Below are 14592 nucleotides of genomic sequence, written 5' to 3'. Positions count from 1 at the left end.
TCAAGTCAGGCGCGCCAACGCCAGCGGGCCAGGGCCTTCATGACTTTCATCCAGAGTTTGCGAGTGACCACCACGATGGCGTTTCCAGAAGGGGGTTTAACAGCGTCGGCCAACGTTATCTCAGCGGCCGGATCCAGGCAACCGGGAATTAGCATGCGCAGATCATCGATCACCAGGGCCGGTGACTCTTCGGCAATCGGTCGTCCGTGGTTATAGCCATAGCTCAGGGCGACGCACTGGACCCCCGCGGCTTTCGCCGCCAGCACATCGCTGCGCGAATCGCCGACGAACAAGGACTGCGACGCCGGAATGTTGGCCATTTTCATCACGAAAAACAGCGCAGCCGGGTCGGGTTTTTGCTGTGGCAGGGTGTCACCGCCGATGATCCAGCGGAAATACCGGCCGATCTTCATCTGATCCAGCAGCGGCGCGACGAATCGCTCCGGCTTGTTGGTGATCAGCGCCATCTCGACACCCTGCTTTTTCAGCCAGCGGAGGGTGTCACGAACGCCGGGATAGACCACGGTCAGCTCATGGCTTTCGCCATAGGCCTGCATGAAATACTCCAGCGCGCGCTCGGCTTCGCTGTCATCGACCGCCGAATGATCGATGCCGCCGGCCAGTGCACGACGCACCAGCACCGGCGCGCCATTGCCGACCCATTCGCGCACGGCTCCGAGGCCCGCAGGCTCGCGACCAAGTTTGAGCAGCATGTTATCCACAGCCGCCGCCAGGTCCGGGACCGAATCGATCAGCGTACCGTCCAGATCGAACATCACCAGCCGTGGCAGACGCCCCGGAAAAAGCTGCTCAAAACCACTCATGGGCGCGCCAGTGCCAGTTCGGAGCGCATCTTGTCGATGACTTCCTGATAGTTCGGCGCATTGAAAATGGCCGAGCCGGCGACGAAGGTGTCAGCACCGGCCGCGGCGATTTCACGAATGTTGTTCACGTTCACGCCGCCGTCGATTTCCAGGCGGATGTCACGGCCCGAAGCATCGATCAATGCCCGCGCTTCACGCAGCTTGTCGAGGGTGCCGGGGATGAATTTCTGCCCGCCGAAGCCCGGGTTGACGCTCATCAGCAAGATCATGTCGACCTTGTCCATCACGTACTTGAGCACGTCCAGCGGGGTCGCCGGGTTGAATACCAGGCCCGACTTGCAGCCGCCCTCGCGGATCAGTTGCAGGGAGCGATCGACGTGCTGGCTGGCTTCCGGGTGGAAGGTGATGTAGGTCGCACCGGCTTCGATGAAGTCGCCAACGATGCGATCCACAGGGCTGACCATCAGGTGCGCGTCGATCGGCGCAGTCACGCCGTACTTGCGCAGCGCCGCACAGACCATCGGGCCGATGGTCAGATTGGGCACGTAGTGGTTATCCATGACATCGAAGTGCACGAAGTCGGCGCCGGCGGCCAGGACGTTATCCACTTCTTCACCCAGGCGGGCGAAGTCGGCGGAGAGAATCGACGGAGCAATTACGAAGGGCTGCATGACGCACCTTTTCTGAGCAGAATCACGATGGCGCGCATTGTATACCTCATACTTTGGCGCGCGCACCGTGAGCGCGATGATTGGACCTGGCCATCATCCCTGATCAGCGAAGGCCCTAGTACGCCGCGCGATAGATCTTTTCGATATCGACGGCATTCAGCTTGCGCGGATTGTTGCGCATCAGGCGCTCGATCCCCGCCGCTTCCACGGCCATGGCCGGGATGGCGTCTTCGGGAACGCCGAAACTGCGCAACCCCTGTGGAATCTCCACTGCCGCGCACAATTCAGTCATGGCAACCACGGCTTTGTCCGCCGCCTCATTGGTACTCAGGTGAGCGGTCTGCACCCCCATGGCCTCAGCGATATCCTGCATGCGCTCGACACAGGCCATCTTGTTCCAGGTCATGACATAGGGCAGTAGCAAGGCATTGCTCACCCCGTGCGCAATGTTGAACCGCCCGCCCAGCGGGTACGCCAGCGCATGCACCGCGCCGACCCCGGCATTACCGAATGCCATGCCCGCCATCAGGCTGGCGGTGGCCATGTCTTCCCGGGCTTGCAGGTTCGACGGGTTGGCGTATGCCTTGGGCAATGCCTTGGTGATCAGTTTGATGGCGCCAATCGCCAGCGCGTCGGTAATCGGCGAGGCGTTGACCGACAGATAGGATTCGATGGCATGCACCAAGGCATCGACACCACTGGCGGCGGTGACGCTGCGTGGGCACGTCAGGGTCATCTGCGGGCTGACCAGCGCCACATCGGGCAGCAAATAATCGCTGACGATGCCCTTCTTCAGCTGCGCGACCTTGTCGGAAAGAATCGCCACATTGGTCACTTCCGAGCCGGTGCCGGCAGTGGTCGGAATGGCGATCAGCGGCGGGCCTTTGCGCGGCACCTGGTCGACGCCGAACAGATCCTCCAGCGCGCCGTGATACCCCGCATAGGCAGCCACACTCTTGGCGATGTCGATGGCACTGCCGCCGCCGAGGCCGATCAAACCGTCATGCCCGCCATCGCGATAGACCTGCATGCAGTCTTCGACGATGGCGATTTCCGGGTCCGGCAACACGCGATCAAAAATTTCGTACGTCCGCCCCCCGAGCTGCGCCAGAGCGAGCTCTACCGTGCCGGATTTGACCAGCGCGGCGTCGGTGACGATCAGTGGGTTGTCGATATCCAGACGCGTGAGTTCGGCAGCGAGTTGCTCGATAGCCCCTGCGCCGGTGATCAGTTTGTGAGCGATTTTGAAAGAGGAAAGACCCATGTGCGCAGCCTCTTATAGGTAGGGGAGCTGGGCACAATAGTAGCTGGGGATTGCGGGTTGTCTGCCATTCAGGTCATGAATGACCCACGCCTGACACGACCCTGTAGGAGCCGGCTTGCCGGCGAAAGCGGTGTATCAGGCACACCGCGTTGCACCATTCGCCAGCAAGCCGGCTCCTGCAAGAAGCGGTATCAAACCTGCGCGGTACGCAGTTTTTCGCTGCGGCCTCGCAGCCATTCCAGAGTCAGCAACAGCACCACCGAGAAGGCGATCAGCAGCGTCGCGGCGGCGGCGATGGTCGGGCTGAGGTTTTCGCGGATGCCGCTGAACATCTGCCGTGGCAAGGTCGCCTGCTCGGGACCAGCGAGGAACAGTGTCACCACCACTTCGTCGAACGAGGTCGCGAAGGCGAACAGTGCACCGGAAATCACACCCGGCGCGATCAACGGCAACGTCACGCGACGGAACGCGACCAGCGGCGAAGCACCGAGGCTCGCAGCGGCACGCACCAGATTGTGGTTAAACCCCTGCAACGTCGCCGACACGGTGATGATCACAAACGGCACACCCAGCACCGCATGCACCACGATCAGCGAGAAGAAGCTGTTACCCAATCCCAGCGGAGCAAAGAACAGGTAACTGGCCACACCGATGATCACCACCGGCACCACCATCGGCGAAATCACCAACGCCATCACCAGCGCTTTGCCGGGGAAGTCGCCCCGGGTCAGGCCGATCGCCGCCAGTGTGCCGAAGACCATGGCCAGCACGGTGGCCGCCGGGGCGACAATGATGCTGTTCTTCAGGGCGCGCATCCATTCTGCCGAGGCGAAGAAGTCTTGGTACCACTGCAGCGAGAAGCCTTGCAGCGGGTACACCAGGAAACTGCCGGAGTTGAACGACAGCGGAATGATCACCAGCACCGGCAGGATCAGGAACAACAGAATCAAGCCGCAGAGAATCCGCAAGCTGTAGAACCACACCCGTTCGATGGGCGACATGTAAGGACTCAGCATTTCGTTTTCCCCTTAGCTCAGGCGCAGGCGGCTCGCGCCCACCAGCCAGCTGTAAATCAGATAAAGCACGACCGTCGCCAACAGCAGCAGCCCACCGAGTGCGGTCGCCATGCCCCAGTTGATGCTGGTGTTGGTGTAGAAGGCGACGAAGTAGCTGACCATTTGATCGTTCGGGCTGCCCAGCAGAGCCGGGGTGATGTAGTAGCCGATGGCGAGGATGAACACCAACAGGCAACCGGCGCCGACACCGGCATAGGTCTGCGGGAAGTAGACCCGCCAGAAACTGGCGAACGGATGGCAGCCGAGAGAAATCGCGGCGCGCATGTAGGTCGGCGAGATGCCTTTCATCACGCTGTAGATCGGCAGGATCATGAACGGCAGCAGGATGTGCACCATCGAGATGTAGACACCGACGCGGTTGAACACCAGCTCGATCGGTTTATCGATGATGCCCATGGCCATCAGGCCGCTGTTGATCAGGCCACCCGATTGCAGCAACACGATCCACGCCGCGACCCGCACCAGGATCGACGTCCAGAATGGCAGCAGCACCAGAATCATCAGCAGGTTGCTCTGCCGCGACGGCAGATTGGCCAACAGGTAAGCCAGTGGATACGCCAGCACCAGGCAGATCACGGTAATGACCAGGCCCATCCAGAAGGTGCGGGCGAAGATGTCGAGGTAGATCGCCTGGTCAGGAGTGGCCGGGGCGATTTCGCCGAGGTCGTCGATGCGGTGATCGACAGCCGCGAGCAGGTAATACGGGGTGATGCTGCTGGTGTTGCGGCGAACCGCTTGCCAGTAGGCCGGGTCGCCCCAACGCTCGTCGAGGCCTTCCAGCGCTTCTTTATAAGAGGCTGGTTCGGTGGCGAACGGCAAGGCGCGGGCGGTTTTGGTCAGCAGGCTGCGGTAGCCGGCCAGTTCCATGTTCAGGCGTTTGGACAGATCGCCCAGGGTCTGATTCTTGCGAGCCTCGGCGAGGTCTTCGGCCGCTGCTTTATAAACCGGTTCAGCGGGCAGGCCTCGGCCATCCCAGCTGGCGATGGCGGTCACGGTGCGCGGCATGCCGCCGACCACTTCGGGGTTGCCAACGCTTTTGTAGAGCAGCGCCACGATCGGCACCAGGAACACCAGCAACAGAAACAGCACCAGCGGCGCGATCAGCGCCTGGGCCTTCCAGCGGTTGACCCGCTCGGCGTGCTTGAGCCGTTGCTTCAAGGTGGGGTCAGTGCCCGCGTTCACGGGAACGGCGATAGCCATGGCGTACTCCGGAAATCTTTGATCGTTACAGAGGTGGCGCTTCTTGAGGACAAGGCCACCTCTGTTCTTGATAACAACTCATCACCTGTAGGAGCCTGGCTTGCCAGCGATGAACGATAACGGGGTCTGGCTGATACACCGTGTCGCCCGGATCTCTGGCAAGCCAGCTCCTACAGGTTCAATCGCTGCTTACTTCGCCGCCCAGGAATTGAAGCGCTGTTCCAGTTGCTCGCCGTTGTCAGCCCAGAAGCTGACGTCGATCTGCACCTGGTTGGCGATGTTTTCCGGGGTGGTCGGCATGTCTTTCAGGACATCCTTGGCCAGCAACGGTACGGCCTGGATATTCGCCGGGCCGTAAGCGATGTTTTCCGAGTAGGTCTTCTGCTGCTGCGGCTGTACCGAGAAGGCGATGAATTTCTTCGCCGCTTCGGCGCGCTTGGCGTCCAGACCTTTTGGAATGGCCCATGCGTCGAAGTCGTAGATGCCGCCGTTCCACACCACTTTCAGGTTGCTTTCTTTTTGCACGGCAGCGATGCGGCCGTTGTAGGCCGAGCTCATGACCACGTCACCGGAAGCGAGGTACTGCGGCGGTTGTGCGCCGGCTTCCCACCACTGAATGCTTGGCTTGAGCTCATCGAGTTTCTTGAACGCGCGGTCCTGACCCTCTTTGCCGGCCAGCACTTTGTAGACGTCTTTCGGCGCAACGCCGTCGGCCATCAGTGCGAATTCCAGGGTGTACTTGGCGCCTTTACGCAGGCCACGCTTGCCCGGGAACTGCTTGGTGTCCCAGAAATCCACCCAACTGGTCGGTGCGGTTTTCAGCTTGTCGGCGTTGTAGGCCAACACGGTCGACCACACGAAGAAGCCCACGCCGCATGGCTGGATGGCGCCTTTGACGTAGTCTTCGGTCTTGCCGAACAGCGCCGGGTCCAGTTGCTCGAACATGTCTTCGTCGCAACCACGGGACAGTTCTGGCGACTCAACCTCTACCAGGTCCCAGGACACGCTCTTGGTGTCGACCATGGCTTTGACCTTGGCCATTTCACCGTTGTACTCGCCGGCGACGATCTTGCCGTTGCCTGCCGCTTCCCACGGTGCATAGAAGGCTTTGACCTGCGCGGCCTTGTTCGCCCCGCCAAAGGACACCACGGTCAGGTCCGGGCCCGCGGCCATTGCGCCAGACGCGCCCATCATGCCCAGTGCCAATGCGGTGAATTTCAGGGATCTCAACATTTATTGTTCTCTCCACGTGCAGGGTTGGTGTTGGTATTGCCGGGGCGATCAATGCGCCTCTAGAAGTGGATCGAGCGCGCGAACGTGCTCAACCTGCCAGCCAAGCGGTACCACGTCGCCGACGGCGAGCGAGGGATCAAGCTCGGCAATCGGCTGTTTCACAAAGAAGTCGGTCTTGCCGCAGACTTCCAGGCGAACCCGGACGTGGTCGCCCAGATAGATGAATTCCTCGACACGCCCGGAGAAGCGGTTGACGCATTGGTCGCTGGAGCCGTTGAGGCTCACCCGCTCCGGACGAATCGACAGGGTCACCGGCTCGCCGGTCTGGCCGACGTTGACCGCCAGGGCCTCCACCTTCTCGCCGCGTCCGAGCTCGACAATGCAGCGGTCGCCGGTCTGGCTGTGCAGGCGGCCATTGAGACGGTTGTTCTCGCCGATGAAGTTGGCGACGAAGGTGTTTTTCGGCTCTTCGTAGAGCGTGCGCGGCGGCGCGATCTGCTGGATTTCGCCCTGATGGAACACCGCCACACGGTCGGACATGGTCAAGGCTTCGCCTTGGTCGTGGGTCACGTAGACCACGGTCACGCCCAGTCGCTGGTGCAGGTGCTTGATCTCCATCTGCATGTGTTCACGCAGTTGCTTGTCGAGTGCGCCGAGGGGTTCGTCCATCAGCACCAGTTGCGGTTCGAACACCAATGCGCGAGCCAATGCCACTCGCTGCTGCTGACCGCCGGACAGTTGTGCCGGGTAACGCTGGGCGAAGGCATCGAGCTGCACCATGCTCAGCACACGCTTGACCTTGTCGCTGACGTCACTCTTGTTCATGCCGCGCACGGTCAGCGGGAAGCCCAGGTTCTCGGCCACGGTCATGTGCGGGAACAACGCGTAGTTCTGGAACACCATGCCGATGTCACGCTTGTGTGGCGGCACGTTGTTGATGGAGCGCCCGGCCAGCAGGATTTCGCCCGCCGTCGGTGTTTCGAAACCGGCGAGCATCATCAGGCTGGTGGTCTTGCCGGAGCCGGACGGCCCGAGCAAGGTGAGGAATTCGCCTTTGCGAATGTCCAGGTTGAGGTCCTTGACGATCAGGTTCTCGCCGTCGTAGCTCTTCTGCACTCCACGAAAGCTGACCAGAACATCATTGGCCCCTGCGCTTGAATCGACCTGGCTCATACCCACACCTTTGTTGTTGATGACTGCTGTGGACTAAGCCTAGTGGACGCTGGGGACCACGCAAATCGGGGCGCAAGAGAGATTGGCCTCAGCCGGATGGAAGGTTGGGGGTAGGGATTGCCCTACAAGGATGGCGCGATTGGATAGAGGCAGCGGCAAGCTTGCAGCTACAAGCCGCAAGCACAGGCAAAAGCAATGTTTTGAGGTGTCGCAAATGGATATGCCAGCACGAACCCTGTAGGAGCCGGCTTGCTGGCGATAGCGATTTCAATGACGCCATCGCCAGCAAGCCGGCGCCTACAGGAGATTCGGTGCGCTCAGAGGAGCTTGTGTTCCATGGCGTACTTCACCAGTTCCGCCAGCGACGTGATGTTGAGCTTCTGCATTAACCGCGCCTTGTGGGTGCTGATGGTCTTGCTGCTGAGCGCCAGTTGCTGGGCGATGTCGTTGACGTTGGCGCCCTGGGCCAGGCGCTCGAACACCGAGAACTCGCGCTCCGAAAGCAGCGAGTGCAATGGACGCGAATCGGTCAACCCCACTTCGAAGACCATGCGGTCCGCCAGGTCCGGGTCAATGTAACGCCCGCCTGCCGCCACCTTGCGAATGGCCATCAGCAACAACGACGGGTCGCTGTCCTTGGTCGCATAACCGGCCGCCCCGACTTTCAGGGCTCGCGCAGCCATCTGCGCTTCGTCGTGCATCGATAGCACCAGAATTGCCGGAGGATTGTTCAGCGCACGAATCCGCGGAATCGCCTCCAGACCGTTGACGCCCGGCATGGAGATGTCCAGCAGCACCACTTCGCAGGGCACATGACGCAAGGTTTCGAGCAACTGTTCGCCGTTGCTCGCCTCCCCCACCACCAGCAGATCCTTGGCCAGGCCGATCAACTGCTTGATGCCTTCACGGACGATGGTGTGGTCTTCGGCTACCAGTACACGGATCACGTTCTTCTCCAGATTCAAGATCATTCGCGAGCTTGTTCGCAAAAGCGTCAGCACAGACACCACAAACTCTTCAGGCTTCGTCCAAAGGCACGCGCACCTCTAATGTCGTGCCCTCACCCGGTTCACTTTGCAGCGACAACTCGCCGCCCAGGATCAAGACCCGCTCACGCATTCCGACAATCCCAAACGACGTCGGCCTGCCAAGCGCGGCGACAAATCCTACGCCATCATCGCTGACCGTCAGACACAACTCGTCACCTTCCAACGCCAGTGTCAGCTCAACAGTATGCGCCTGGGCGTGACGCATGACATTGGTCAGCGCTTCCTGAAGGATCCGGAACAAGCCAATGGCCTTGGCATCACTGAGTACCGGCAGATTGTCCGGCACCTGCACCAGACACGGAATCTGCGTACGCGCCTCGAATCGTCGAGCCTGCCATTCAATGGCCGAAGCGATGCCCGCATCGAGAATCGGCGGACGCAACGCCGTCGCCACATCACGCACCAACTGGAACAACTGCGCGATCAGGCGCTTCATGCTGGTCAACCGCTCATTCAGACCGGGGTCGAGCTGGGCGTAGGCCAATTCGCACATCGACGTTTCCAGTTTGAGCACCGTCAACATCTGACCCAGCTCGTCGTGAACTTCCCGGGCGATGCGCGCCTTTTCCTCTTCCCGCACGCTCTCCAGATGCGCGGACAACTCGCGCAGTTGCTCCCGGGAACTGGCCAGTTCCAGCTCGATACGCTTGCTCTCGCTGATGTCCCAGACAATTCCGTCCCAGACATAAGCACCGTCTTCAAGCTGACGGGTGATCGCCTTGATTTCCGCCCAGCGCTGCTCGCCCTGACGCGTGAGGATGCGACCTTGCCAGGACCAGTCGCTGTCGGTGTCCAGCGCATGGTCCTGAGTCTGGCGATAGCTGGCCTTGTCGTCCGGATGCACCAGGCTGCGCAAGCCTTTGTCACGATGAGCGAGGGTCGCCGGCGAGTAACCCACCAGGCTCTCACTGCCTTCACTGATGTAGGCAAAATCGATCTGACCGGTCACCGGCGCCCGCTCCAGGCGAAAGACCAGTCCAGGCACGTTCGCCGCGATACCTTGCAGCCGCGCTTCACTCTCCTGCAACGCGGCCAGTGCGCGGCGACGTTCGGTGACGTCGTTGAGGTAGACCACCAGATACTCACCCTCGCGAAAGCGCAGGAAACTCAACGAGACATCGGCTGGCAGGAGGCTGCCATCGGCACGCACGCAGGTGGTTTCGAAACTTTGCGGCCCTTCGTCACTGGCGCGGGCGCGCTTCCACAGGTTCAACCAGCGGTCCATGTGCAGGCCCGGTTCGAAGTCGATCAACGGCCGATCGATGATCGCGCCCGGTGCATAACCGAGCATGCTTTCCGCCGCACGATTGGCATAGCGCACGTGGCTGTCCCAATTGACCCACAGGATGCCGACGGTGCTTTGATCAATCGAAAACTGCGTGAGCCGCAACGCCTCTTCGCTGGCGGCACGCAAGGCAATATCTTCCTGAGCGGCCGACAGGCGCAGCTCCAGGCTGTGCTGCTGGCGGCGTTGCCAGGCCACGATGGCCATGCAACTCAGCGCCAGCACGACCAGCAGCAGACACAGGTTTTGCCAAAACCCGGGGGACTCGGTCAGCCGTGGATACTTGGGTTGCAGCCATTGATTGTGCAGTTGCTCAAGATCCTTGGCCGGGATGGCCCGCAACGCGCTTTCGACGATGCCGGCGAGCTCCGGTTTGTCGCGCCGAGTGGCCACGCGCAACAATTGCGGCAGGCCGATATCACCGACCACCACCAGCCCGGCGAACTCCGGTTCTACGGACAACCGCCCCAGTTGAGCCTCGTCCACCACCGCATAACCGGCCTGCTGGCTTGCCAGCAGTTGCAGTGCCTGACGTTCGACCGGCACGCCTTGCAGGTTCAAGTGAGGATAGTTACTACGCAGATAGTCGGCGGTGGCGCTGGGCATGCGCACGGCGACACGGGTCTGGCTGTCGAGTTTTTCCAGCTCCACCGCACCGGTGCTTTTCTGGTCGCTGACCACCAGTTGCGGCACGCGCATGTACGGATCGGAAAACTGCCAGAGACGCAGGCCGCCAGGGGTCTGTGTCAGCCCGGGAGCGATATCGATCTCGCCTTCACGCGCGGCGGCTTCCAGTTGTTCAAGGTCAGGAAAATTGCGCCAGCTCAGCTCGACATTCAGGGTCTTGGCCAGCCATTTCATCAACTCGACATTGGCCCCCGACAGGCGCTGCAAGCGGCGATCGTATTGCGCATAGGGCACCTGCAACACCAGCCCGACCCGCAACTCACTCTGCTGCGCCAGCCATTGCTGTTGTTGCGGCGACAGCTGCGCAACATGCGCCGGGGGCGCGGCGGCCGCCCAACCCATCAAGGGAAACCACAAACAGCCGATAACCCACAGGCAGCGAAAACGCATCATCGAACTCTCACACACTGACAAATACTGACCAACCCATTAGGCTGCCGGAATAACTTCTGGCCTGGAAAATCCGATGCTCCCTGTCTATCGCCTGGCACTGCCAGCATTGTGCCTGTCGCTGATCCTGCCTTGTGCTTTTTCCGTTCAGGCCGCCGATCCGGCGCCTGCCGCAACGGAAAAACCTGCCGAAGAAAAACCGCTCGAACGTCAGCCGTTGCCTGAGCGTAGTCAGGAAGAGGCGACAGCACTTGTACGAAAAATTCCGACTCAGGAACAGCAACAACTGCAGGCCGGTACCGACACGTTTCTGGCTCTGTGGAAACCTGCCAATACCGCCGAACCCAAAGGTGCGGTCGTTATCATCCCCGGCGCTGGCGAAACCGCTGACTGGCCGCAAGCTATCGGACCGCTGCGACGCAAGTTGCCGGACGCCGACTGGAGCAGCCTGAGTATCACCTTGCCGGATCTGCAAAGCGATGCCATTACGCCACGAATCGCAGAAGCGCCCCCCGCGCCCAAGGCACCCGAGGTCGGCAGCAAAGACTCGACCACCGCGGCCCCCATCGAACAGGCTGCCGGTGGTGAAGCAGAGGTACCCGACAAGGTCATCGCCGAAACCAGCGAGGAGCAGAGCAACGCCGATGCCGAGCGCATCTTTGCCCGTATCGACGCGGCGCTGGCCTTCGCGGAACAGCAAAGTGCTCGCCGCATCGTGTTGTTGGGTCATGGCACCGGCGCGTACTGGGCGGCGCGCTATATAAGCGAGAAGCAGCCCTCGCAAGTCGAGCGCTTTGTCATGATCGCCGCGCAAACACCTGTTCAGGCGAAACCCGAACTGGATGCACTGGCGCCGAACCTGAAACTGCCGACCGCCGATATTTTCTACATGGACAAGCCGCTGGATCGCAATGCAGCGCTGGCCCGCCTGCAAGCCAGCAAACGGGTGAAGACGTCGGCATTCAGCCAGGTTTCGCTCAAGGCATTGCCTGACAAAAAGGCTGAGCAGGAACAACTGTTCCGTCGGGTACGGGGCTGGTTGAATCCTCAGCCGGCGACAGACTGACAGATTGCGCCATCTTCATCGCAGGCAAGCCACGCTCCCACAGGGTTTATGTCGATTACAAAATCGCGTACGACTCAAATCCTGTGGGAGCGAGCCTGCTCGCGATGACAGCATCACTGCATAACACCGATCATCGAAAGTCCCGCCGCTCACGAATCAACGTGTAGGCGCTGTGCAGCTCACGCGTACGCTCGGTCGCTTCACGAACCTGCGATGCCGTCGCCCCGCTGCCGGCGATCTTGTCCGGGTGATGGCGACTGAGCAGGCGCCGGTACGCACGCTTGATCTGCGTCGGCTCGCTGGTTGCCGACACGCCCAATAGCCGCAACGCATCTTGATAGGTCGGCGCCTGGTTGGCCAACGGCCGCTTTTGCGGCTCATAGTCGTGGGCCAACGCCTGTACCTGATGCGACGTCCAACCCAGCCACTTGCCCCATTGGTTGATCAGTTCGCGCTCATGGCGACCGGCACGACCGTCGGCCCACACCATCCGCCAACAAGCCCGCAGCACACCTTCGGCGGCATGGGGTTGTGCGCTCAAGCGGCGCAGGTAACCACGCAACCGGTCACTGCCCGACTTGCCACGAGTGAATGCAGCAATCGCCCGGCGCCGGGCGGGTTCGGACATCTCCAGCGAGCGCATCTCCGCTCGGGCCTGCTCGATGTGTCCTGCCAATACCTGGCCGTCGCATTTGGCCAGACGCCCGAGCAGCACGAACAGCAGTTCATCGTTGCGCAGCATCGAACGGCCGCCCAGTTTTTCCCGCAAATGCCCCCAACTCTGCAGGTGCAAGCGCCGATCCAGCGCCTGACCCAACAATGCGCCGAGCATGGCCCCCGGAATGCTGGCTATGGCAAAGCCCGCTCCGGCTCCAATCAGAGTCCCTGGCCACAGCATGTCAGCGGCTCGCTTCTATCAATGTTTCAGCTTCAGCCAGACGCTCGTGAGTGCCAACATCGACCCAGTGTCCTTTGAGATGCTCGCCGCTCACTTGCCCGTCCGCCATGGCTTTTCGCAACAGCGGTGCGAGTTTGAAAGCGCCTGCCGAGCAACCGTCGAACAACTGCGGATGCAATACGGCGATCCCGCTGTACGTCAGCGTCGCGGTGTCCGGCTGACCGTCGCGTACCTGGTCGCCGATCAGGCTGAAATCCCCTGTCGGGTGATGAGCCGGATTGTCGGCCAGCACCAGATGCGCCAGCCCGGTGATGGATGGGTGCAGCACGCTGAAGTCGTAATCGGTCCAGATGTCCCCGTTGACCACCAGAAACGCTTCGTCACCCAGCAACGGCAAGGCGCGGAAGATTCCACCGCCGGTTTCCAGCGGCTCCCCTTCTGCAGAATATTGAATGCTGACGCCATACCGCGAGCCATCCCCCAGATAATCTTCAATCTGCTGGCCGAGCCACGCATGGTTGATGACGATGTCGGTGAAACCCGCGGCGGCCAGCGCACGCAGGTGATACTCGATCAGTGGCACGCCGCCTGCGCGCACCAGAGGTTTAGGCGTCGTCAGGGTCAGCGGGCGCATGCGCTCGCCTTTGCCCGCGGCCAGAATCATTGCCTTCATGCGCTGGCTCCAGCTCGCAGGCCGCCCAACAACTCGGCCAGGCCTGACAGTTCAGGACGGCGGGCAACTACCGCTTCTATGTAAGCGAAGAAGCGCGGCACATCACCCAAATAGCGCGGTTTGCCGTCGCGATGACAGATACGGGCAAAAATACCGATGACTTTCAGGTGACGTTGGACCCCCATCAAGTCACTCGCACGCAGGAAGTCCTCCAGATCAGGTTGAACAGGAATGCCCAACGCGCCCGCTTGCTGCCAGTAGTTTTCCAACCAGCCCCGCACACGTTCTTCGGGCCAACTGAGGAAGGCATCCTTGAACAGGCAGGTCACGTCATAAGTCACCGGGCCATAGACCGCATCCTGAAAATCCAGCACCCCGGGATTAGGTTCGCTGAGCATCAGGTTGCGCGGCATATAGTCGCGATGCACCAGGACTTTCGGTTGGGCCAGCGCGCTGTCGATCAGCAGATCGCTGACCTGCTGCCATAGCGCTTGCTGAGCCGAATCCAATTCGACACCCAGCTCTCGCTTTACGTACCACTCAGGGAACAATTCCAGTTCGCGGCGCAACAGGGCCACGTCATAGCTCGGCAGTGGCGCAACCATTGGCAACTGCTGAAAAGCCAACAGTGCTTGCAGGGCATCGCTGAACAAATCGTCGGCGTTTTCGCTGTCGATCACGTCCAGATACGTCTTGTTGCCCAGATCGTTGAGCAAAAGAAAGCCGCGATCGAGGTCTTCGGCATAAATTTTCGGCACATTTATTCCGGATTTTGCCAGTAAAAAAGCGATATCCACGAAGGGTTTGCAGTTTTCCTGGGGCGGTGGCGCGTCCATGACGATGAAACTTCTGTCACCGCCTTCCCAGCGGAAATACCGCCGAAAACTCGCGTCACTGCTGGCCGCGGTCAACGTGGCCGGGGGTACGCCCCCCCAGCCCTGTTCAGCAAACAGAGTTGCCAATTGCTCTTCGAGCCAAACTTTCAGGTGTTGCAAACGTACATCTTGGTCAGGCATTGCAAGGGTCTCCGACGGCGCTAGCCGTCAAGCGGGTCATGCTTTATTATCCAGCATCTTTTTCAGACCATCGAGAGGCGTGCGGCC

Annotated in this window: 13 protein-coding genes; 1 reads left to right on the top strand and 12 read right to left on the bottom strand. The window is 60.9% G+C overall.

Going from position 1 to position 14592, the window contains the following annotated elements; translation table 11 throughout:
• Window positions 1-5 precede the first annotated feature (5 nt).
• The 9 genes from QYH43_RS19100 to QYH43_RS19060 all read right to left on the bottom strand — a co-directional run bounded on the left by QYH43_RS19100 (window position 6) and on the right by QYH43_RS19060 (window position 10855).
• The gene (locus QYH43_RS19100; protein ID WP_095061551.1) at window positions 6-824 is read right to left on the bottom strand and encodes a phosphoglycolate phosphatase; all 819 of its coding nucleotides are present in this window, start codon (window positions 822-824) and stop codon (window positions 6-8) included.
• Window positions 821-1495, bottom strand: a complete 675-nt coding sequence (gene rpe, locus QYH43_RS19095) for a ribulose-phosphate 3-epimerase (protein WP_095061548.1) — start codon at window positions 1493-1495, stop codon at window positions 821-823. The genes QYH43_RS19100 and rpe overlap by 4 nt, the downstream gene beginning before the upstream one ends.
• 115 nt (window positions 1496-1610) lie before the next feature.
• Window positions 1611-2759, bottom strand: a complete 1149-nt coding sequence (locus QYH43_RS19090) for an iron-containing alcohol dehydrogenase (RefSeq protein ID WP_095061546.1) — start codon at window positions 2757-2759, stop codon at window positions 1611-1613.
• Between the two features lie 191 nt (window positions 2760-2950).
• Window positions 2951-3775 carry an ABC transporter permease gene (locus tag QYH43_RS19085; RefSeq protein ID WP_095061544.1) on the bottom strand — a complete coding sequence of 275 codons (825 nt, stop codon included), beginning with the start codon at window positions 3773-3775 and terminating at the stop codon, window positions 2951-2953.
• A 12-nt stretch (window positions 3776-3787) separates the two neighbouring features.
• Complete coding sequence (locus QYH43_RS19080) at window positions 3788-5035, bottom strand: ABC transporter permease (RefSeq protein ID WP_095061543.1); 1248 nt, start codon at window positions 5033-5035, stop codon at window positions 3788-3790.
• 189 nt (window positions 5036-5224) lie between these two features.
• Window positions 5225-6268, bottom strand: coding sequence for an ABC transporter substrate-binding protein (locus QYH43_RS19075; protein WP_301157821.1), 1044 nt, complete (start codon window positions 6266-6268; stop codon window positions 5225-5227).
• Window positions 6269-6316: 48 nt separating this feature from the next.
• Window positions 6317-7441, bottom strand: a complete 1125-nt coding sequence (locus QYH43_RS19070; RefSeq protein ID WP_095061539.1) for an ABC transporter ATP-binding protein — start codon at window positions 7439-7441, stop codon at window positions 6317-6319.
• A 317-nt stretch (window positions 7442-7758) separates the two neighbouring features.
• Window positions 7759-8412, bottom strand: coding sequence for a response regulator transcription factor (locus QYH43_RS19065; RefSeq protein WP_177408861.1), 654 nt, complete (start codon window positions 8410-8412; stop codon window positions 7759-7761).
• A gap of 46 nt (window positions 8413-8458) precedes the next feature.
• Window positions 8459-10855, bottom strand: coding sequence for a transporter substrate-binding domain-containing protein (locus tag QYH43_RS19060; protein WP_095061537.1), 2397 nt, complete (start codon window positions 10853-10855; stop codon window positions 8459-8461).
• Between the two features lie 73 nt (window positions 10856-10928).
• Between QYH43_RS19060 and QYH43_RS19055 the strand changes: the two genes are divergently transcribed.
• A complete protein-coding gene (locus QYH43_RS19055; RefSeq protein WP_301157820.1) occupies window positions 10929-11918 on the top strand; it encodes an alpha/beta hydrolase family protein in 990 nt (329 codons plus the stop codon).
• Window positions 11919-12048: 130 nt separating this feature from the next.
• Here QYH43_RS19055 and QYH43_RS19050 read toward each other — a convergent pair whose 3' ends face one another.
• From QYH43_RS19050 to QYH43_RS19040, 3 genes are read right to left on the bottom strand one after another with little or no spacing between them, the layout of a single operon-like run.
• Window positions 12049-12816, bottom strand: coding sequence for a TerB family tellurite resistance protein (locus QYH43_RS19050; RefSeq protein WP_301157819.1), 768 nt, complete (start codon window positions 12814-12816; stop codon window positions 12049-12051).
• 1 nt (window position 12817) lies between these two features.
• A complete protein-coding gene (gene murU, locus QYH43_RS19045; protein WP_095060319.1) occupies window positions 12818-13489 on the bottom strand; it encodes an N-acetylmuramate alpha-1-phosphate uridylyltransferase MurU in 672 nt (223 codons plus the stop codon).
• Window positions 13486-14505, bottom strand: a complete 1020-nt coding sequence (locus QYH43_RS19040) for a phosphotransferase (RefSeq protein ID WP_301157818.1) — start codon at window positions 14503-14505, stop codon at window positions 13486-13488. The genes murU and QYH43_RS19040 overlap by 4 nt, the downstream gene beginning before the upstream one ends.
• Window positions 14506-14592: the final 87 nt, after the last annotated feature.

Source organism: Pseudomonas sp. C32, assembly GCF_030417915.1.
In the GTDB taxonomy this organism is placed as follows: domain Bacteria; phylum Pseudomonadota; class Gammaproteobacteria; order Pseudomonadales; family Pseudomonadaceae; genus Aquipseudomonas.
Note: the sequence above shows the minus strand (reverse complement) of the source record. Positions and strands in the feature narration are given on the sequence as shown.